Here is a 20,173-nt window from a genome sequence, read left to right on the forward strand (position 1 = left end):
GATTTGGGATGAAGATTCAATCTTAAAAAATCTACTGTTATTCTTTTTTAGCGTTTCTTAGATCGCGCTAAAAATATTCTTTTGTTGTCTAAAAATCTGCATCAAATGAAATTTTCTGAGCATCACTATCTGTGTTCATAACACCAGATTTTTGATACTCTGCAACACGTTTTTCAAAGAAATTAGTTTTTCCCTGAAGAGAGATCATGTCCATGAAGTCAAACGGATTCGCTGATCCATAAACACGTTCGCAACCTAATTCTACTAATAATCTATCTGCAACAAATTCCAGATATTGTGTCATTAAAGTAGCATTCATACCAATTAAACTTACCGGAAGAGATTCTGTAACAAACTCTCTTTCGATATCTAAAGCGTCAACAATAATCTCTTTAATTCTGTCTTTTGGTACTTTATTAATCAAGTGATGATTGTGTAGGTGAACTGCAAAGTCACAGTGTACACCTTCGTCACGTGAAATCAACTCGTTAGAAAAAGTTAAACCTGGCATTAAACCACGTTTTTTTAACCAATAAATAGAACAGAAAGCTCCTGAAAAGAAAATTCCTTCAACTGCTGCAAAAGCAATTAGTCTTTCAGCAAACGAATCAGATTCGATCCATTTTAAAGCCCAGTCTGCTTTTTTCTTAATTGCAGGAAAAACTTCCAAAGCATTAAACAATTCTGCTTTCTCTGCTTCATCTTTCACGTAAGTGTCAATTAATAGAGAATAAGTTTCACTATGAATGTTTTCCATCATGATTTGGAAACCATAGAAAAATTTCGCCTCAGCATATTGAACTTCATTTACAAAGTTCTCAGCAAGGTTTTCATTTACAATTCCGTCAGAAGCTGCAAAGAATGCTAATATATGTTTAATGAAATATCTTTCGTCGTCACTTAACTTATTATTCCAGTCTGTCAAATCCTGGTGCAAGTCGATTTCTTCAGCAGTCCAAAAACTAGCTTCCATCTTTTTGTACCATTCCCAAATATCATGATGTTTAATTGGAAAAATAACGAAACGATTTTTATTTTCTTGTAATATTGGCTCGACTTGTGACATGGTAATTTTTGTTTAATTTTTGTATTGAATTTCTACCAATTCAATAGACTACAAAGATTGTCAATTATCGCTAAAAATGAAAGCCAAACTTATTCACAATTCGACGTAGTTTTTAACAAAGGTTAAAAAATGAGATATTTTTCAGACAATAATTAATTTACTGTAAATGAATGTTTTAAAAGCAACCAAACAACCTTGAAGCCCGTAAAATATAGACTTTTTATAATAAAAAGCAAGAAATTCTGAATTGTTTTTAAAAGTTTTTTTTTGAGTTAAAACTTTATTTTTTGAGTTAAAATATGCCGCTTAAAAGTGGTAACTAACGCGCGTAGATTTTTATGATTTTTTAAGTTCTTCAGCAACTTTTTCAAGCTCCAAATACCAGTCCTGACCAAAGCGGCGAATTAACGCTTCTTTGACAAATTTATAAACCGGAACTTCTAATTCTTTACCTAAAGAACAGGCATCATCACAAATATCCCATTTATCATAATTGACCGCTGCAAACTCCGTGAAGTCTTTTACACGGATTGGGTATAAATGACACGAAACTGGTTTTTTCCAATCTACGATTCCTTGGTTATAAGCTTGCTCGATTCCGCAAAGTGCAGTTTTACCATCAAAAATAACGTAAGCACAATCCTTATTATCAATTAGTGGCGTTTCAAGATCTCCATCAGTTCCTTTTACCCAGGCTCCTTGCGCTTCGATAGCTGCAATTCCTTCTTTACGTAAAAACGGTTTTACTTTAGGATAAATTTCTTCCAGAATTTTAGTTTCTTCTTCGCTCAAAGGCGCGCCGGCATCTCCATCAACACAGCAAGCTCCTTTACAAGCTGACAAGTTGCACACAAATTCTTTTTCAAGAATATCTTCTGAAATAATAGTTTTACCTAATTGAAACATGATAATAAAGTACTGAAATTTATAAAGTGCAAAGATAGGCAAAGAAAGCAGATGAAATGAGATTAAATTTTACTGCAAAGTATCTTGTGGGTTTTACCGCAAAGAGCGCAAAGTTTTAATTTTACTTTACGCATAAAAAATACAAAGTTCGCAAAGCTAAATCATCACAAGCTTTGCGAACTTTTTAAGTCTTCTATATTTATGTAGCCTCCAAAATGATCTTTGCGAATCTTTGCGAAAAAACTTTGCGCACTTTGCGGTAAAACGCCATAGCAAAACCACCCCAAACCATTGCAAATATGCAAGAGAAGCTAATAATTGTTATAAAAATCATTTTTTTAACCGTAAAACCGTGTTTTTATAACAATAATGCATCGTATTAAAAAAACACCTACCTTTATTATCTACCTTTGCACAAATTTTTAAACCCTAAAAATCAAAGTAATATGCTGGATATCGACTTTAAAGAAATCGTTACTGTAGGAATGGTGCTTTTTGCCGTAATTGACATAGTGGGATCTATTCCTATTATTGTGAATTTAAGAGCAAAAGTTGGACATATCGAATCTGAAAAAGCTTCGATCGTAGCCGCACTTATTATGATTGTTTTTCTTTTTGTTGGAGAAGGATTACTTAATCTTATTGGTATAGATGTGCATTCGTTTGCCGTTGCAGGTTCTTTTGTATTATTCTTTTTAGCTTTGGAAATGATTTTAGGAATCCGAATCTATCGTGACGAAGAACCGGGATCTGCGTCTATTGTTCCTTTGGCGTTTCCTTTGATTGCCGGCGCAGGAACGATGACTACTTTATTATCTCTTCGATCTCAATTTCACACCATTAATATCATTATTGCGATTGTACTGAACATTATATTAGTATATATTGTTTTAAAATCTTCTAAGAAAATCGAGAATTTATTAGGAGAAAACGGACTTGGCGTGGTTCGCAAGACATTTGGAGTAATACTTTTAGCAATTGCTGTTAAATTATTTGCTGCTAATGTTAAAGGTTTGTTTGTCTAACAATTATTTTTATAAATTTACCCCATAAAATTTCTAAAATACAACTTAAGGACATTTTTTAACATCTGAGAGTTTTACTTTATTATTTTAGGCAAACAAACAACCATTATGAAAATTTTTACTTCAATCTTAGTGCTTCTGGCATTAGCTTTAATTGTTTTTAATATTACGTTGCTAGACTTCAAAAATCCTTTTCAGGGAGACAGTGTTGTAGCTTTTATTGGAATCGCCGCTTCATTTTGCGCAGTTTTGATTCTTTTGATTTTTAGAATTTCAAAAAGAATTGAAGAAAAAATGAATGATAACAGATAATATGTTTGACGTTTTACTTATTGGCGGTGGTGTTTCGAGTATGTCTTGTGCTCTGGTTTTAGGATCTGCCAAAAACAAAGCTTTTGCTACCGATAAAAAAATCGGTGTTTTTACACATCAAAAAAGTTCTTCTTTACAAGAAGCAATCTTTTACAATGCTTATGGCATTACTCCAGGCAAATTAGGCTCAGAATTGCTAACTGAAAGTACGGAGCATTTAGCCGAAAGCTATCCGCACATTATACAAATACCAAACGAAAAAGTGGTTAAAGTTGAGGGTTCTTATCCTGAATTTACTGTAACTACCAATAAAGACACTTACAAAACAAAAAATATCGTTGTTGGAATTGGTTCTGCCAATACTTTTGACATTGAAGGTTTAATGCAATATATTGAACCGCATAAAAAAGCACTTCCAGAAAAACAACGTATTCAGCTTAAAAACGACGATCACAAAGTAGATGATGGCATTTATGTTATTGGAACTTTGGCTGGTTGGAGAAGCCAATTAGCGATCGCTGCCGGAAGTGGTGCTGCTGTAGCTACAGATATTCTAACTTTATGGAATAACGGCGTTCAAACTCACGCTCACGACAGCATTAGATAAAGTTTTACTATAAAATTATTAAACCATATAATTTATATAAGTTCATTTAATATGCACGATGCATTAATTTGACTTATATAACTTATATGGTTTATTTTTTTTTCTATCGTAAAGTAAGAGTTTTATTCCGCTTTAATAAACTCTACAAATCCGCTTAATTATGCGCAATGCTTTAAATGGACTTATATAACTTATATGATTTAAACCCTTATTTTACTGAAACAATTTCTTTTACTTTGATATGTTTCTCGGTGTCTGTTTTCCAGATTTCGCCTTTTACCGAAACCTCATCACCTTCTTTAAATCTTTTGAATTTCTCAGGTCCGCCAAGATTTACAATACTAATTGTTGCAAAATAAACTTCGTTTTTATCCGTATTGATTTTGGCAGTGTAACCATCTTTTCCGTTTTCAATAGAGATTACTTTTCCTGAAATCGCGTTTTTATCTTTCATACAAGCACAAGAAATTACAAAAGCCATTAACACCAATAAAAGACTTATTCTTTTTAGATTTTTCATATTTATAGTTTAACCGCAAAGCTCGCAAGGTTTTCCGCAAGACTCTACAAGTTTGTTTTAAATTATTATTAATTATTTTAGTGTAATTGAATACAGCTTCCTGCAATTACTTTTGGGCTTTCGCCGAATTGTTTCCAAACCCTGATATAACGAAACGTACCATTTACAGCATTATTGTCGTAAGTTCCTTTTAGCGAAATCATGACACTAACAACAGCCGAATCACCAATTATATTAATAATTTGATCGGATGCTTCTAATGCATCAATCTTCATTTTTCCGGAACGATACGAATTCAAATCAAACTCTTTGGTAATTGTTTGACCGTCCGGCAAATTGAATAGTAAATCATCGTGGAGTATTTTCTCTAAAGCAGCAACATCAGCATTTTTAATTGCGGTCAAAAGTTCAATCTCAGCATTCACAATGTCTTCTGTTCTCATATGAAAATGATTTAAAGTTACTTTTTCGGATTCAAAACTGCTTTGATCATCGCATCTTCTTTCAAAATCACATCATAATAATACAATTCACCATACAATTGTCTGGCAAATTCTGCAGTAATATAACGGTTTACCAAAGCTTTGGTTTTATCTAATTTCAGATCTAAACCAGTTAATAAAACATAGGTTTTGAACTTTTTGAAATACACATCAGAAGTTTTCATCTTATTCAAAAACTCATTAAAATGAAGACCTGAAAAAGCGCTTCTATTTTTGTCTAATTCTTCAAAAACAAAATGACCAACAATTCCTGTTTGAAGTAAATAAGCGACATTCTCGTTCCCATGTTCAGCTTCAATTGGCACAAAAATATCCGGAACAATTCCGCCGCCTCCATAAACGATTTTGCCTTTTGGAGTTTTAAATTTCAAGGAATCTGCCACTTTTATACTGTCTTTTGCATAAAGTTCTCCCGATTTAATTCGAGATTCTGATTCTTTAAAATATTCTTCGTTTCCTTTTTTATAAGGTTTCTGAATCGATCTTCCGGTTGGTGTGTAATATCTTGCTACAGTTAGTCTAACCGCAGATCCATCATTGAAATCCATTTCGCGTTGTACCAATCCTTTTCCAAAAGAACGACGTCCAACAATAACTCCGCGATCATTATCCTGAAGTGCTCCAGCTAAAATTTCACTTGCAGAAGCGCTATTTTCATTGATTAAAACATATATTTTTCCAGTTTCAAAACTTCCCGCTTTTGTAGCATATGTTTTTTCGGTAGTACCATTTTTGTTTTTGGTAAAAACGATTAACTGTTTATCTTTCAAAAACTCATCGGCAATCGCAATAGCTTCTTCCATATAACCACCGCCATTGTCACGAAGATCAATTACCAATGATTCGATTCCGTTTTGTTTCAATCTGTTTAGGCCAGCTTTAAACTCGTCGAAAGTAGTTTCAGCAAAACGATTGATTTTTATATAACCCGTATTATTTCCCAGCATCAAAGAAGCGTCAACACTCTTGATTGGAATAATATCTCTTTTTACTTTAAATTTAAGTTTCTTTTGTTCTGATTTTCTAAAAACAGTCAGTTCGATTTCACTTCCTTGTTTTCCTTTTAATTTCGAAAACAAACTATCCGAAGGCAAACTTCTACCGAACAATTTGGTTTTTCCGGCAAATAAAATTCGATCTCCGGATTTTATTCCAGCTTTCGCCGAAGGTCCGTTTTCGATAGGTTTTATAATCGCAACAGAATCTTTATACATATAAAAATTTATTCCGATACCCACAAAATCACCTTTCATACTTTCGGCAACTTCTGCTTGTTCCGTTGGTGGAATATATACAGAATGTGGATCTAATTTTGATAAAATATTATCTACGGTTAAGTTCACAATAGAATCTGTATTGATGCTATCAACATATTCGTTATTGATAAAATCAATCAGTTTATTCAGCTTGGTTTTAGAGTAATTCTTAGCCAATAGCTGATCATCAACGGGCGCATTCATTCTGCTTCCGAGTACGGTTCCAAGAGCAAAAGTAGCTCCGATAACGATTGGCAAATATTTTAGATTAAATTTCATTTACTCTTCTAAAACAGGAATATGTTCAACCTCAACACCTGCTTTTAATAAAAACTGAATCCCGGAATCATCGCGATATCCGTTGTGGTAAACCACTCTTTTTATTCCGGATTGATGAATCAATTTACTACATTCTTTACATGGCGACAATGTGATGTACAATGTTGCTCCTTCGCAAGACTGAGTTGATCGGGCAACTTTTAAAATCGCATTTGCTTCGGCATGCAAAACATCCCAACGTGTTAATCCGTCTTCATCTTCACAGCAATTTTCAAATCCGGATGGCGTGCCATTATATCCGTCAGAAATAATCATTCTGTCTTTTACGATAATAGCTCCAACTTTTTTTCGCTTACAATAAGAGAGCAAACTCCACTCATTTGCAATGCGCAAATACGCTTTATCGTATTTATTTAATTTTTTTATCTCCATTTATTTTATCTGTTCCAAATTGGGCTTTCGATGATCATTGGAACTACAACACCAATGATAAAAGCCGACATTACAAGCGCCCAGTCGCGTTTTGAAAAACGAAATACAGTTTGTACTATATATGATATCACCAAAACTACAAAAACAACTACTAATTGTGCCGCTTCGATACCTAGCGCAAATTCTCCTAAAGGTAGTAATTTTGAATTTGCTGATCCTCCTAAAATTGTCTTAAAATAATTAGAGAATCCAAGTCCGTGAATAATCCCAAAAAACAAGGTCACAAAAAACAATAAATTTATACCATCGTTCTTAGATGCTTTCCCTGCTGTAAAGAGATTAAAAACAGCCGTTATTAAAATCGTAATCGGAATTAAAAACTCCACAATATTGACTTTTATAGCAATGATTCCGTAAACCGAAAGCAATAAAGCTAATGTATGGCCTATTGTAAAAACAGAAACTAAAAGCAAAATGCGTTTCCAGTCTTTAAACAAATAAGGTGTTGTTAATGCGATTAAAAAAAGAACGTGATCGTAAGCATGAATATCAAGAACGTGCTTCAATCCTATTTGAAAATAAATCCAAAAATCTGACATAGGGGCAATAATATTAATTGATTAGGGGTTGTAAACTTACGATTTATTTTGAAAAACCAACAAAGTCAACTCTTAAAACCGCAGAGAAAAATAAGTTAAATTTTATGAGAAATTTAAAATGTTAAATTAAAATAAGATTTATCTTTGTTCGATAAAAACCTAATTAATTATGCCATTTTCAGAATTATTTGATAACGAATTCAAACAAAGAAACAGAGGTCATTTCTCTGCAATTGTGCGTGTCGCATTTGCTGACGGAAAAATTAATGACGAAGAGCAAGCTTTTTTAGACAAATTAGCTTCAAGATTAGAAATTTCAGAAGACGAATATAAGGAAATCCTTAAAGATCCGTGGCAACATGCGATAAACCCGCCTTACTTATATGCACAACGTTTAGAGCGTTTGTATGATTTGGCAAGAATGGTTCACGTAGATCATCATTTGGGAGACCAACAAGAAATAATGCTAAGACGTATGGGATTGGCTTTAGGATTTACTCCTGGAAATATTGATTATATCGTAAGAAAAGCATTGTCGTTAGTTGACAAAAAAGTAGATTTAGATACTTTCCTTTTCGAAATGGAAAACATGAATAGATAATAAAAAAAGCTCCAATTTTAATTGGAGCTTTTTTTTATTGTTTTACTTCTGTCAATTTAAATTGACCTTCCAATCCTCCTTTAAAAGTGACTTGTTTATTTTTAACAACATCAAAAGCTGCAACAGGTTGAGTAAACACAAAACTAAAGTTAGAATTACCTAAATCTGTAATTTTCAAAGTATAACCTAATATAGGATATCTCGTAGTTGCTGTTACTAATTCACAACTTACCAAAAGCTTATCTGCTGTTCCCGGTCCAAAATCATAAATTCCATTCAAATCTTTTTGAGATGCTGGAAAAGAGATATCAATATAAAAAGTCTCTCCCTTTTCGTTTGAAATTACAAAATTGACACTTTTCTGTGTGTCAAAACTTGCCGTTTTATAGAAATAAACTCCTTTGGTTGGCACAAAACTTTTTCCATCAATGATAATCGATGAAGTCACACTTGCTTTATCATCTGCATCTGATGAACAAGAAGTTGTAATATTCAATACTAACAAAAGTATTACAGCAATTTTTCTCATAAATATATTTTTGTTAAATATATAAAAATCTTACACAAATAAATTATTAAAAAAAGCTATAAACAATAACTACTTCATTGAAAACTGAGATTAAAAATAAACCCGACAGTTTTAAAAACCTGTCGGGTTTGAACTGAGACTGAAAAACGAGACTGCGACTGAAAACTAAAGCGCTTCCGCCATAAATTCCTCTGCCTTTTCGACCATATTATAACTTCCGCAGAAAAACGGAACTCTTTGATGTAATTCTGTTGGTTGGATTTCCATAATTCTACCAAATCCGTCTGTTGCTTTTCCTCCAGCTTGTTCTGCAATAAATGCCATCGGATTACATTCGTATAATAAACGTAATTTCCCTTTTGGCGCTTTTGAACTTGTTGGATATAAATAAATTCCTCCTTTGATCATATTTCGATGAAAATCTGCTACCAAACTTCCAATATATCTTGAAGTATAAGGTCTGTCTTCTTCTTCTCGCTGACAATATTTAATGTAGTTTTTTACGCCTTGCGGAAAGTGAACATAATTTCCTTCATTCACTGAATATATATTTCCGTTTTGAGGGAATTTCATATTTGGATGTGAAAGGTAAAATGTTCCAATTGCCGGATTTAAAGTAAATCCGTTTACGCCATGTCCGGTTGTATAAACCAACATTGTCGAAGTTCCATAAATTACATAACCTGCTGCAACTTGATTGATTCCCGGTTGTAAAAAATCCTCGCTTGTTACCGGAGTTCCAATTGGAGTAATCCTTCTAAAAACAGAAAAAATAGTTCCCACAGAAACATTTACATCAATGTTTGAAGATCCGTCAAGCGGATCCATTAAGATCACGTACTTATTATTATGACTGTTGTCGCTCCCCTGAACAGTTATAAAATCGTCGTTTTCTTCTGAAGCAATTCCACAGACAATCTCACGGTTTATTAACGTCTGGATAAATACTTCGTTTGCATACACATCTAATTTTTGCTGGTCTTCGCCCTGAATATTTTGTTCGCCTGCAGCGCCAATGATATCCACTAAACCAGCTTTGTTTACTTTATAGTTTACGACTTTTGCCGCCAAACGTATAGAGTTAATGATTCGGGAAAGCTCCCCCGACGAATACTGAAATGCTTTTTGGTTCTCAATAATAAACTCTCCTAGTGTTTTATTGCGTTCTTCCATTACTATATCGTTGTAGTTTTATTTTTAAGTCACAAATATCGTTTTTTTTGTGAGAATGATTTAAAAATTATTTCGTTAGTTTGCTACTATTGTATATTTGCTAATTAAAGTCAAAAAGTACACGTAAAAAACATACTTTTTTAGCTTATAACTAATTAATAATAAGAATATATGAAATTGCTCTAAAAGATTCATTTCTGGAAATAAACACCTTAAATCGAAAAAAGCAAGACATATACGACCAAAAAATAAATTGCACATAATATGAATATTAGAAAAGGAAATCCTGAAGACATGAAATCAGTTTTGGGATTAATACAGGAGTTGGCAATATTCGAAAAAGAACCTGATGCCGTTGTAATAACTGAGGAAGATTTAGTTCGTGACGGTTTTGGAGAAAAACCATTATTTCATGTTTTTGTAGCAGAAATTGAAAATGACGAACAACAAAAAGAAATTGTTGGAATGGCAGTATATTATTACCGATATTCTACCTGGAAAGGAAAAACAATACACCTTGAAGATTTAGTTGTCAAGGAAAAAATGCGCGGCACCGGATTAGGATCTGCACTTTATTCTGAGATTATGAAACAAGGAAAAAGAGATAACGTACGAAGAATTGACTGGAATGTTCTGGATTGGAATACTCCAGCGGTTAAATTCTATGAGAATTCAGGCGCAAAGATTCTCGAAGAATGGAGAGTTGTTCAAATGGATGAAGCAGGAATTAATTCGTTTTTAGAAAATAAAAAAATTACCCGATTTCTTTTCAAACCCCGAATCTGAAATCTAAAATCTAAAATTAAAAATGAGAGTATTTAAATTTGGTGGAGCATCAGTTAAAGATGCCGATGGAATTAAAAACGTATATGACGTTTTACAAAAAGTAGGTTACGAAGATGTGATTTTGGTGGTTTCGGCTATGGGAAAAACCACAAATGCTCTTGAAGTTGTTATCAAGAATTATTTTGATAAATCAGAAGAGTTAAATGCATCTGTACAGGATATAAAAAAATATCACAATCAAATCTTGTTAGATTTGTTCGAAGATGAGAAACATGCCGTTTTTGCTGCTGTAACTGCTCAATTTTCAGAGTTAGAATACTTTTTGGCACATAATAAATCTCCTAATTACAATTTTGTTTACGATCAGATTGTAAGTTTTGGAGAATTGATTTCGACTACAATATTAAGTCACTTCATGAATTTTATGGGAATCCAAACGCAATGGCTGGACGTTCGTAATTTCATTAAAACAAATGCAAATTACAGAGATGCCGAAGTTGATTGGGAAACAACTCAACAATTAATCAGTAAAAATGTTCCGAGAAAAATATTAAATATTACTCAGGGATTTTTGGGTGCTGATGAAAACAACTTTACAACAACTCTTGGTCGTGAAGGTTCTGATTATACAGCCGGAATTTTTGCTTATTGCTTAAATGCCGAAAGTGTAACAATCTGGAAAGATGTTCCGGGAGTTATGAATGCCGATCCTCGTTATTTTGAAAATGCAAGTTTGTTAAATCAAATTTCGTATCGTGAAGCAATCGAATTAGCATTTTATGGCGCAACGGTAATTCACCCGAAAACATTACAACCATTACAGAAAAAAGAAATTCCGTTATACGTAAAATCTTTTATCAACCCATTATTAAAAGGAACTTGTGTTTCTAAAGGTGTTGATTTGGAGCCACAATATCCTTGTTTTATTGTGAAAAGAAATCAGCTTTTGATTTCGCTATCATCAATTGATTTCTCTTTTATAATGGAAGAAAATATCAGTGAGATTTTTGCTTTATTCCACGAATTCAAAATTAAAGTAAACCTGATTCAGAACTCTGCTATTAGTTTTTCTGTTTGTGTGGAAGATAAATTTGAAAACTTCAGTGATTTGAACGCGATCCTTTCGAAAAAATTCAAAGTAGATTACAGTGAGAATGTAACTTTATATACTATTCGTCACTTTACAGAACAAGCTGCACAAACGGTAGAAGACAACAAAGAAGTTTTACTAAAACAAGTAAGTAGAGAAACGATGCAAATTGTGACTAAAGAACTTAACTAAATCTTCTTTATAAGTTAATTGTATTAATTCAATATATTTCCTAAAAAGGCTTTACGTGATTGTAAAGCCTTTTTTAGTTTTTACCATTTTCTAAATCGTTAAACTACTTCCTCTTAATTCCTTTATCCGAACAGGAAGAATCAATAATTGAGCGTTCTAATTCAATGGTAAAACTAAAATATCCCTCACATTATTTCCCAATTATAAATACTACTTTTGGCTTTTTAGAGTTAAAGTCTTTATGCTGAAAAAATTACTGTTTTTGACGTTGCTTATTTGGTTTTCTGGTCTTCAGGCTCAGGAAACGGAATCATCGTACAAAACTAAAAAAGTAATTGCAACCCGCGACACTATTTATCTGGAAGAATTTAGTATTAATTCGAGTTATTTTCAGATTCTGAATACTAAAAATGAAGTTTTAGATTCGACTTTTTACAAGATAAATTTCCAAAAAGGAACCTTACTTTTCAATGAAAAACTGGCTTCAGATACTTTAATTGTCAATTACTTAAAATACCCTGATTTTATTACCAAAGAATATAGTCTTTACAAATCAAACCAAATTGTTACAAACGATATTGGTTCTGAGAAATTATACAAAATCGACAATAAAAGCACTAAAAAAGTAACTCCGTTTGACGGTCTTAATACTTCCGGAAGTATCACTCGTGGCGTTACCGTTGGAAACAATCAAAATACGGTTTTGAACTCTTATCTGGATTTGCAAATTACCGGAAAAATATCTGATAAGGTTAGTTTACGAGCTTCACTTCAGGACAATAATATTCCGCTGCAAGATGGCGGTTATTCGCAGAAACTGGATCAGTTTGACAATATTTTCATGGAACTTTTTAGCGACGACTGGAACATTCGCGCGGGAGATGTTTTCCTTGAAAACAGAAAAACTCAATTTCTAAGTTTCAATAAAAAAGTTCAGGGAATTTCTGCAAGTTTTGATTTTGATACGGATAAAAGTAAAACCAACATCTTTGCTTCTATTGCATTTGCAAAAGGTCAATATGCCAAAAGCACTTTTACAGGTCAGGAAGGAAATCAGGGACCTTATAAATTAAAAGGTCAAAATGGCGAATTATATGTTCTGGTAATTTCAGGTTCTGAACGTGTTTACGTAAATGGTGTTTTGCTAAAACGTGGTGAAAACAACGATTATGTGATTGATTATAATGCTGGTGAAATTACTTTTACTTCACTTTTTACGATTACATCTGAAATGCGAATCAATATCGAATATCAATATTCAGATCGAAATTACAACCGAATCGTGACGTATGCCGGAGCAACTCATGAAAATAAAAACTGGAGTTTTGGCGGTTATTTGTATTCTGAAAATGACATGAAAAATCAGCCTTTGCAACAAAATCTTTCTACAGAACAGGTTCAGATTTTAAGTCAGGCGGGCGACGATCCAAATTTAATGAAAGCGCCTTCTGCTTATGAAGATACTTATGCCGATAATAAAATTTTATATAAAAAAATCCTCGTAAATTCTGTTGAAGCTTATGAATATTCTAAAGATGCAACTAGCGTTTTATACAATGTAAAATTTAGTCTTGTTGGCAATAATGCCGGAAATTATATCATTCAGAATAATAATTCTGTCGAACGTATTTATGAATATGTGGCGCCTGTTAATGGCATTTTACAAGGAAATTATGAACCTGTTGTACAATTGGTTGCGCCTATAAAATTGCAAGTAGCCACTTTTTTAGGAAAATACAATCCTGACGAAAAAACCTCGGTTGACTTTGAAGTTGCGATAAGTAATAATGATAAAAACTTATTTTCGAACATTGATGACAGCGATAATAGCGGAGTTGCTTTGAAAACAAATATCAAAAAACGCCTTTTTACCAGAAACTGGACTTTGGATGCTTTTGCAAATTATCAATTTGTTCAGGAAGATTTTAGATCTGTCGAGCGTTTATACAATATCGAATTTAGCCGCGATTGGAATTTAAATGCTACTCTTTTGGGCAATCAAAGTTTATTGGCTACAGGTTTGAACTTTAATTTATTTGCAAAACAACAAACCTCAAACATTGGTTTATTTACTTATCAGTTTGAGAAATTAGATTATTCCGAAAGTTATTCCGGAGCGAGACATACAACAACGGCTCTTTTCAAACTGAAACAATGGACGATTGAAAATCAGGGAAGTTTTCTAAATTCAGATGCAACAACTTCGACTTCAAAATTTATTCGAAATCAAACCAGAACTAAGTACCATTTTGGTAAAAACTGGGTTGGTGCAAGTCTACAAATCGAAGACAATCAGCAACGGGATAAAGTCACAAATCAATTTTCGGCTTTAAGCCAAAGATTCTCAGAATATGGTGCATTTATTGGCCGCGGAGATAGTACTAAAGTTTTTGTCGAAATAGGCTATTTACAACGCCGAAATGATAGTTTGCAAAATGGTTTATTACAACATGTGAACAATTCACAAACCTATTTTTTAAAGTCTAAATTGATTCAGAATAAAAAAACAGATTTAGCGGTTTATGCCAGTTATAGAAATTTAGATTTTACAGATTCAGCCCGAAAAAATGAGCCTTCTCTAAACTCAAGAATACTTTACAACGATCGGTTTTTTAATCAATTGATGCAAATTGGTAGTACTTACGAAACCAGTTCCGGAACTATTGCGCAACAAGAATTTACGTATATAGAAGTTCCAACTGGTCAGGGAGTTTATACCTGGAATGATTATAATGCCGATGGAGTTCAGCAATTGGAGGAATTTGAAATTGCTGCCTTTGCAGATCAGGCACGATATATTCGAATCTTTTTACCCAATCAGATTTACATCAAAACGAATCAGAATAAATTTTCGCAATCTATTGCTTTGAATCCATTGCAATGGCAAAATGAAACGGGTTACAAAAAGGTACTTTCCTATTTCTATAATCAGACTTCTTTTATTATGGATCGAAAAGTAAAAAGTCAGGGCGAACGTTTAGAATTGAATCCGTTTAACTCCTCTGAAGAGAATATTTTGGGATTAAATTCGAGTTTTAGAAACAGCTTGTATTACAATCGTGGGAAACAGAAAAACTCTGTAACGTATACTTATCTTATTAATAAAGGGAAAAATCTGCTTTCTATAGGTTCGCAAAATGTCAAAAACAGTTCGCATCAATTGCAATACACACATTTATATCAAAAAAGCTGGTTGTTTAATTTCTTTACCAAAACGATTAAAACCAATTTGGTTTCTGAAGATTTTGTCGAAAAGAATTACGATTTAAAAGGCTATCAAGTAGCGCCAAAAGTGAGTTATTTATTTTCGAAAAACACGAGTTTAGATTTCTTCTATGAATTTCAAAATAAAGAAAACAAAATAGGGAATTTTGAAACACTTGTTCAAAACAGACTCGGAACTTCTTTTTCTTTTGCCGGCGAAAAGAAGATAACGCTGAATGGCGAGTTTTCTTTTTATCAAAATAAATTCACCGGAAATGAATTTTCATCTGTAGGATTTCAGATGTTGGAAGGACTTCAGGAAGGGCAAAATTTAGTATGGAAGCTTCTATTACAGAAGAACATAACACAATTTCTGGATGTTAACTTGAACTATCAGGGACGAAAAAGTGAGACGGGATCGACGGTTCATACAGGAAACATTCAGTTGCGTGCATATTTTTAACAGTTAACGAAAAACATTACAATAAATTGATTAATTTTAATTGAAATTTAAATTTTAAACCTTATGAAAAAATTATTATTACTCTGTTTTCTAGTTGTTTTCTCTTCTAATTTCTATGCTCAGGAAACGGCTAAAACTACTAAGAGCAAAACGGAAGCTTCAGCTAAAAAAGCGAAGTCTGATGCTGCTAAAGCAAAAGCTGATGCAAAAAAAGAAGCCACAAAATCTAAAAAAGCAGCAGACGATGCTACTGCAGCATCGACAAAAGCAAAAAAAGAAACGGCTAAATCTAAAAAAGCTGCAAGCGACGCCGCTGCCGATGCTTCGGCGACAGCGAAAAAAGAAACTGCTAAAGCTAAAAAAGCAAGTGCTGATGCTACTGACGCTTCTGCGAAAGCAAAAAAAGCAACTTCAAAAGCTGAAAGCGCAAAATCTGATGCAACTAAAACAGCTGCAAAAGCAGACGCAGCAAGCAAAAAGGCAACAAAAGATGCAACTTCTGCTAAAACAAGCGCTTCTAAAACATTAAAAGAAACGAATGAAAAAGCTCCAAAAGTAGCTGATAAAGTTACTGGAGAATACAATGGAAAAAAAGTTTACACGGGACCAAAAGGTGGTAGATACTACATTAACTCTAATGGAAACAAAACTTATATTCAAGACAAATAATAATTTCATACCAATATATGAGAAGGAACTATAGTATATAGTTCCTTTTTTTATGCACAAAACCTTCCTGACGACAAATTAGTCGTTAACATACAAATAACCTTACGTCAGAAATTGGACTATTTTTAAACTTTTTTGTCCGAAAACGCCTTTTAAACCTGAATATAGAGTTTAATAATTTAGTAATACGCCTGAAATATCATAGAAAACATATTTCTTTATCTTCGTTTTTAAAAAGCGTTAAACTATGAGCATTGACTATTCTGCGAACAAAACAATTTTAGTTGCTCCACTAAACTGGGGATTAGGCCATGCCGCAAGATGCATCCCAATTATAAAAGCGCTTCAAGAAAACAATTATATTCCAATAATCGCTTCTGATGGAGTTGCACTGGCGCTGTTACGCAAAGAATTTCCTTATGTACAGACGCTGGAATTGCCTTCTTATCATATTGAATATGCAAAGAATGGTAAAAATTTTAAGTGGAAACTGATTAAGAATTTACCTAAAATGATTGTCGCTATTCTTGATGAGAAAAAAATGGTAAACGGCTGGATAAAAAAACATGGAATTGATGGTATTATTTCGGACAATAGATTAGGGGTTTTTAGCAAAAAAGTGCCTTCTGTATTTATGACGCATCAGTTGAATGTTATGACAGGAAATACAACTTGGTTTACGAGTAAATGTCATCAACATGTTATAAAAAAATATGCTGAATGCTGGGTTCCGGATACTAATGAGAAAGTGAATTTGACGGGCGATCTTGGTCATCTTAAAACAAATGATCTTAACTTAAAGTATATTGGTCCGTTGAGCAGAATGCGCAAAAAAGATATTCCGAAAACTTATGATTTGATGATCATTTTGTCAGGACCGGAACCGCAACGAACTTTTCTGGATGAAAAGCTACAGAAAGAAATTGTTAACTATAAAGGTAAAGTTGTATTTGTACAAGGTATTGTGGAGAAAACACAAAACAAATGGCAAAACGGAAATGTTACTTATTACAATTTCATGAATTCTAAGCAATTGGAACAAACATTCAACGAAAGTGAGTTTGTTTTATGTCGTTCAGGTTATACAACAGTAATGGATTTGGCAAAATTGGGTATGAAGGCTTTTTTTATTCCTACTCCGGGACAATATGAACAAGAATATTTGGCGATAAAACTTCAGGAAGAGAATTTGGTACCTTATGCAATGCAAGACGACTTTACCATTGAAGATCTTTCAAAAGTAAAGTCGTTTAAAGGTTTAACTCAATTCAATGAAGATATTGACTGGGATAATTTATTTTCTATATTCGAGGACAAAAATTAGAAATTAAACTGAACCTGAAGTCTCAATAAATTTCCTTGTTGTCTGTTGATTGGCAATGCACTGTCTTCGAAAGTACGGTCAGCAATTACATATTCGGCTGTAAGTTCGAAGGCTTTGATTGGTTGCCATTCTATACCAACTTCATAATCTCTAACAACATAACTACGGGCATCTTTCTCATATTTTTTCCCTCCGTCATAATATTGAAACTTTGCAAAAGGATATATATGTTGTTTTTTAAAATCTAATTTGTAATTCAACAATACATAACCTCCATCTAAATCTGTTTCATCAACGGTATTTGTAAGTGTATTATAACGTGGTCCTCTTCCAATATTATATTCTGTTTGGATTCCAAATGGTCTTGGATACAAAACAAATGTTGCTCCAACTCTTTGGTCTTTTACATATTGTGGGTCATTTACTTTTACTCCTGGTGAAATTTCTCCGGTAAAAGCCCATTTTCCTGTATAAGCCTGAATTCCCGGTTCAATAATCTGACTTCCTATTACGAATGGATATGTTACTCTGGCAACGACATTCAGATCTCTGTTTCCGTCCAGTTTATTGGCAATTTGCCCGTTGTAAACACCAAAAGCAAAAACACCATAATCCCCCGAACCTTTGAAACCATCTTTCACCAACATTTCAAAACGTTTTCTAATTTCGGCTGGTGCCCAATAAAAGAAAATTCCTAAATCACGTTCATTTAAGATGGCGCTATTCATTGCATCATTCCTGTCTAAAGCCAAACGTTGTGAACTGGATTGCATGTTTTCGAAACCATATGGAATTTTACTTTGCCCAACACGAACGCGATATTCTTTCTTTTTATCAAATGAAAGATCAAAATACAAGTCTCGAATCTGAACGAAATTTTGGATTCCTGTAGCTGGTGAACTCGCAAAATCAGGTTGAAAATAGAAAAACACATTTGGATGTACCTGTCCTGAAAATACTAAACGAGCACGTCTGATAAAAAGTCCGTTGTTTGCTTTTGCATCCGGAGCGGTAGAAGTTGTCCCCCAGGATCTGTCACATTGCTCGCAAGACACTTTATCATTTGTAGAAAACAAACCATTGTATCTTATTTGTGCATAACCTCTTAACGAAATCCTGTCATACCAATGTTCTTCTACTCCACCACCAGACTTAGTCTCTGGAAGTTTTGCTTTATTAATAGAATCTAAAATACGCATTACTTCGTTTTTTACATCCTGTTTATTCAAATCCTGTGCACTTACAGCGCAAGATATTAGCAATAAAACAACAACTAATTTTCTTTTTATCATCTTTTCTCTAATTCCCTTAATTTCAAGGTGCAAAGATGTGTCACCTATGTTAAGAAATCATTAACAAGATGTTACTATAATAAAAATTTATTGTTACGGATTCTCAGCCAATGTTTAACTAATGTTAAAACACCCTATTTTGCTGTACTCCGCAGAAAGTAGCTTACAATTATTTAACTTCAGCTTTTATTGTTTTATTTGCTTTTTCAAGCGTAAAAGAGAATTCCGAACCTATTCCGAACTCACTTTCTACATAAACCTTCTCTTTATGAGCTTCGATAATATGTTTTACGATCGCTAATCCCAAACCGGAACCACCTTCAGAACGGGTTCCGCTTTTGTCAACTCTGTAAAAACGTTCAAAAAGTCTTGGAATGTTTTGTTTCTCAACTCCTTCTCCGTTATCACTAATTCTGATTAAGACTTTTTTCTTGGTTAGATTAACAACGCCAACTTCTGTCAGACCGCCGTCTTTTCCATATTTAATAGAGTTTACAATAAGGTTCTCCAGAACTTGTTGAATTCTGTCCTGATCTCCTCGAACAATTACGGATTGAACGTTCTTGCTTTCAAAAGCTAATTTGATTTTCTTTTTATCAGCTTTCATTTCTAATAAGTCGAAAACATTCTGAATAAGATCAACAATATTAAAATCAGTAAAATTCAAATCTAAATCTCCTGATTCTAACTTGGTTATCATATCCAAATCTTCTACTATATAAATAAGACGCTCTACTCCTTTTTCGGCACGTTTTAAATATTTCTTTCTGATATTCTTGTCATCCATTGCGCCATCAAGCAATGTCGAAACATAACCCTGAACGGTAAACAAAGGTGTTTTAAGTTCGTGCGAAACGTTTCCTAAAAACTCTCTTCGGTATTGTTCCCGAATTTCAAGCATTTCGATTTCAAGTTTTTTATCTGTCGCAAACTTCTTTACTTCACGCGAAAGCGTTTCCATATCTGTAGTTATAGGCTGATTGATAAGTGTTGTAGATTCTAATAAAGAAACCTCATCATATATTTTTTTTACTCTTCTGTAAATAAAGCGTTCTACACGATATTGCAAAACTAAAAACGCGAATATATAAATTGATATAATAAAAATTATTCCAAATGCAACCTGATGTTTCAGTTGATTTTTATAGAATAATGACATTAACATCAGTACAAATCCTGTTGCAAAAAGACTTATATATAATGCCGATTTGATAGCAAATTTGTATGTTTTTTTAAAATTAATTTTCATTGAAATTATTGAATCATTAAGAGATTATTTTTCTTCACCATATAAGTCATATAAGTTCATTGAAATAAAGCTTAACTGTGTGAATTACAAAAGAAC

General features: G+C 33.1%; 20 protein-coding genes. 9 read left to right on the forward strand and 11 right to left on the reverse strand.

Going from position 1 to position 20,173, the window contains the following annotated elements:
- Positions 1–88 precede the first annotated feature (88 nt).
- Both CLU81_RS10120 and CLU81_RS10125 read right to left on the reverse strand, forming a co-directional pair.
- Positions 89–1,066 carry a ribonucleotide-diphosphate reductase subunit beta gene (locus tag CLU81_RS10120; RefSeq protein WP_083692655.1) on the reverse strand — a complete coding sequence of 326 codons (978 nt, stop codon included), beginning with the start codon at positions 1,064–1,066 and terminating at the stop codon, positions 89–91.
- 336 nt (positions 1,067–1,402) lie between these two features.
- Positions 1,403–1,972 (reverse strand): DUF3109 family protein, encoded by a 570-nt coding sequence (locus CLU81_RS10125; protein WP_099709683.1) that lies wholly within the window; start codon positions 1,970–1,972, stop codon positions 1,403–1,405.
- Between the two features lie 446 nt (positions 1,973–2,418).
- On the opposite strand from CLU81_RS10125, the gene CLU81_RS10130 reads away from it, so the two are divergent.
- From CLU81_RS10130 to CLU81_RS10140, 3 genes are all read left to right on the forward strand, one after another.
- The gene (locus CLU81_RS10130; protein ID WP_099709684.1) at positions 2,419–2,997 is read left to right on the forward strand and encodes a MarC family protein; all 579 of its coding nucleotides are present in this window, start codon (positions 2,419–2,421) and stop codon (positions 2,995–2,997) included.
- 108 nt (positions 2,998–3,105) lie between these two features.
- Complete coding sequence (locus CLU81_RS10135) at positions 3,106–3,309, forward strand: hypothetical protein (protein WP_099709685.1); 204 nt, start codon at positions 3,106–3,108, stop codon at positions 3,307–3,309.
- A gap of 1 nt (position 3,310) precedes the next feature.
- Positions 3,311–3,916 (forward strand): FAD-dependent oxidoreductase, encoded by a 606-nt coding sequence (locus tag CLU81_RS10140; protein ID WP_099712720.1) that lies wholly within the window; start codon positions 3,311–3,313, stop codon positions 3,914–3,916.
- 208 nt (positions 3,917–4,124) lie between these two features.
- Here the strand turns inward: CLU81_RS10140 and CLU81_RS10145 are convergent, their stop codons facing one another.
- The 5 genes from CLU81_RS10145 to CLU81_RS10165 form a co-directional block, all read right to left on the reverse strand.
- Positions 4,125–4,436: a hypothetical protein gene (locus tag CLU81_RS10145; RefSeq protein ID WP_099709686.1), complete on the reverse strand. Its 312-nt coding sequence runs from the start codon at positions 4,434–4,436 to the stop codon at positions 4,125–4,127.
- Between the two features lie 77 nt (positions 4,437–4,513).
- On the reverse strand, positions 4,514–4,879 hold the full coding sequence (locus CLU81_RS10150; protein ID WP_099709687.1) for a nuclear transport factor 2 family protein: 366 nt from the start codon (positions 4,877–4,879) through the stop codon (positions 4,514–4,516).
- Between the two features lie 17 nt (positions 4,880–4,896).
- The gene (locus CLU81_RS10155) at positions 4,897–6,474 is read right to left on the reverse strand and encodes a S41 family peptidase (protein ID WP_099709688.1); all 1,578 of its coding nucleotides are present in this window, start codon (positions 6,472–6,474) and stop codon (positions 4,897–4,899) included.
- Positions 6,475–6,906 carry a dCMP deaminase family protein gene (locus CLU81_RS10160; protein WP_099709689.1) on the reverse strand — a complete coding sequence of 144 codons (432 nt, stop codon included), beginning with the start codon at positions 6,904–6,906 and terminating at the stop codon, positions 6,475–6,477.
- 5 nt (positions 6,907–6,911) lie between these two features.
- Positions 6,912–7,505 (reverse strand): HupE/UreJ family protein, encoded by a 594-nt coding sequence (locus CLU81_RS10165; RefSeq protein WP_099709690.1) that lies wholly within the window; start codon positions 7,503–7,505, stop codon positions 6,912–6,914.
- A gap of 169 nt (positions 7,506–7,674) precedes the next feature.
- Between CLU81_RS10165 and CLU81_RS10170 the strand changes: the two genes are divergently transcribed.
- Positions 7,675–8,106 (forward strand): TerB family tellurite resistance protein, encoded by a 432-nt coding sequence (locus CLU81_RS10170; protein ID WP_099709691.1) that lies wholly within the window; start codon positions 7,675–7,677, stop codon positions 8,104–8,106.
- A 34-nt stretch (positions 8,107–8,140) separates the two neighbouring features.
- On the opposite strand, the gene CLU81_RS10175 is transcribed toward CLU81_RS10170, so the two are convergent.
- On the reverse strand, positions 8,141–8,635 hold the full coding sequence (locus CLU81_RS10175) for a hypothetical protein (RefSeq protein ID WP_099709692.1): 495 nt from the start codon (positions 8,633–8,635) through the stop codon (positions 8,141–8,143).
- Positions 8,636–8,800: 165 nt separating this feature from the next.
- Positions 8,801–9,808 (reverse strand): class 1 fructose-bisphosphatase, encoded by a 1,008-nt coding sequence (gene fbp, locus CLU81_RS10180; protein ID WP_099709693.1) that lies wholly within the window; start codon positions 9,806–9,808, stop codon positions 8,801–8,803.
- A gap of 264 nt (positions 9,809–10,072) precedes the next feature.
- Between fbp and CLU81_RS10185 the strand changes: the two genes are divergently transcribed.
- The 5 genes from CLU81_RS10185 to CLU81_RS10205 all read left to right on the forward strand — a co-directional run bounded on the left by CLU81_RS10185 (position 10,073) and on the right by CLU81_RS10205 (position 17,536).
- Positions 10,073–10,594, forward strand: a complete 522-nt coding sequence (locus CLU81_RS10185; protein ID WP_099709694.1) for a GNAT family N-acetyltransferase — start codon at positions 10,073–10,075, stop codon at positions 10,592–10,594.
- A gap of 22 nt (positions 10,595–10,616) precedes the next feature.
- On the forward strand, positions 10,617–11,876 hold the full coding sequence (locus tag CLU81_RS10190; RefSeq protein ID WP_099709695.1) for an aspartate kinase: 1,260 nt from the start codon (positions 10,617–10,619) through the stop codon (positions 11,874–11,876).
- Positions 11,877–12,117: 241 nt separating this feature from the next.
- Entirely contained in the window at positions 12,118–15,543 is a 3,426-nt protein-coding gene (locus CLU81_RS10195) for a hypothetical protein (RefSeq protein WP_099709696.1), read from the forward strand.
- Between the two features lie 63 nt (positions 15,544–15,606).
- Complete coding sequence (locus tag CLU81_RS10200; RefSeq protein ID WP_099709697.1) at positions 15,607–16,212, forward strand: hypothetical protein; 606 nt, start codon at positions 15,607–15,609, stop codon at positions 16,210–16,212.
- Between the two features lie 247 nt (positions 16,213–16,459).
- Complete coding sequence (locus CLU81_RS10205; RefSeq protein WP_099709698.1) at positions 16,460–17,536, forward strand: glycosyltransferase; 1,077 nt, start codon at positions 16,460–16,462, stop codon at positions 17,534–17,536.
- Here the strand turns inward: CLU81_RS10205 and CLU81_RS10210 are convergent.
- Positions 17,533–18,828: a porin gene (locus CLU81_RS10210; protein WP_099709699.1), complete on the reverse strand. Its 1,296-nt coding sequence runs from the start codon at positions 18,826–18,828 to the stop codon at positions 17,533–17,535. The genes CLU81_RS10205 and CLU81_RS10210 overlap by 4 nt on opposite strands.
- 169 nt (positions 18,829–18,997) lie before the next feature.
- The gene (locus CLU81_RS10215; protein WP_099709700.1) at positions 18,998–20,077 is read right to left on the reverse strand and encodes a cell wall metabolism sensor histidine kinase WalK; all 1,080 of its coding nucleotides are present in this window, start codon (positions 20,075–20,077) and stop codon (positions 18,998–19,000) included.
- Positions 20,078–20,173 lie beyond the last annotated feature (96 nt).

The organism is Flavobacterium sp. 9 (assembly GCF_002754195.1).
Lineage (GTDB): Bacteria > Bacteroidota > Bacteroidia > Flavobacteriales > Flavobacteriaceae > Flavobacterium.

Bases quoted from the DNA above. Each gene is read 5' to 3' on its own strand.
- CLU81_RS10120 (WP_083692655.1), bottom strand. From the start codon at position 1,066: ATGTCACAAGTCGAGCCAATATTACAAGAAAATAAAAATCGTTTCGTT.
- CLU81_RS10125 (WP_099709683.1), bottom strand. From the start codon at position 1,972: ATGTTTCAATTAGGTAAAACTATTATTTCAGAAGATATTCTTGAAAAA.
- CLU81_RS10130 (WP_099709684.1), top strand. From the start codon at position 2,419: ATGCTGGATATCGACTTTAAAGAAATCGTTACTGTAGGAATGGTGCTT.
- CLU81_RS10135 (WP_099709685.1), top strand. From the start codon at position 3,106: ATGAAAATTTTTACTTCAATCTTAGTGCTTCTGGCATTAGCTTTAATT.
- CLU81_RS10140 (WP_099712720.1), top strand. From the start codon at position 3,311: ATGTTTGACGTTTTACTTATTGGCGGTGGTGTTTCGAGTATGTCTTGT.
- CLU81_RS10145 (WP_099709686.1), bottom strand. From the start codon at position 4,436: ATGAAAAATCTAAAAAGAATAAGTCTTTTATTGGTGTTAATGGCTTTT.
- CLU81_RS10150 (WP_099709687.1), bottom strand. From the start codon at position 4,879: ATGAGAACAGAAGACATTGTGAATGCTGAGATTGAACTTTTGACCGCA.
- CLU81_RS10155 (WP_099709688.1), bottom strand. From the start codon at position 6,474: ATGAAATTTAATCTAAAATATTTGCCAATCGTTATCGGAGCTACTTTT.
- CLU81_RS10160 (WP_099709689.1), bottom strand. From the start codon at position 6,906: ATGGAGATAAAAAAATTAAATAAATACGATAAAGCGTATTTGCGCATT.
- CLU81_RS10165 (WP_099709690.1), bottom strand. From the start codon at position 7,505: ATGTCAGATTTTTGGATTTATTTTCAAATAGGATTGAAGCACGTTCTT.
- CLU81_RS10170 (WP_099709691.1), top strand. From the start codon at position 7,675: ATGCCATTTTCAGAATTATTTGATAACGAATTCAAACAAAGAAACAGA.
- CLU81_RS10175 (WP_099709692.1), bottom strand. From the start codon at position 8,635: ATGAGAAAAATTGCTGTAATACTTTTGTTAGTATTGAATATTACAACT.
- fbp (WP_099709693.1), bottom strand. From the start codon at position 9,808: ATGGAAGAACGCAATAAAACACTAGGAGAGTTTATTATTGAGAACCAA.
- CLU81_RS10185 (WP_099709694.1), top strand. From the start codon at position 10,073: ATGAATATTAGAAAAGGAAATCCTGAAGACATGAAATCAGTTTTGGGA.
- CLU81_RS10190 (WP_099709695.1), top strand. From the start codon at position 10,617: ATGAGAGTATTTAAATTTGGTGGAGCATCAGTTAAAGATGCCGATGGA.
- CLU81_RS10195 (WP_099709696.1), top strand. From the start codon at position 12,118: ATGCTGAAAAAATTACTGTTTTTGACGTTGCTTATTTGGTTTTCTGGT.
- CLU81_RS10200 (WP_099709697.1), top strand. From the start codon at position 15,607: ATGAAAAAATTATTATTACTCTGTTTTCTAGTTGTTTTCTCTTCTAAT.
- CLU81_RS10205 (WP_099709698.1), top strand. From the start codon at position 16,460: ATGAGCATTGACTATTCTGCGAACAAAACAATTTTAGTTGCTCCACTA.
- CLU81_RS10210 (WP_099709699.1), bottom strand. From the start codon at position 18,828: ATGATAAAAAGAAAATTAGTTGTTGTTTTATTGCTAATATCTTGCGCT.
- CLU81_RS10215 (WP_099709700.1), bottom strand. From the start codon at position 20,077: ATGAAAATTAATTTTAAAAAAACATACAAATTTGCTATCAAATCGGCA.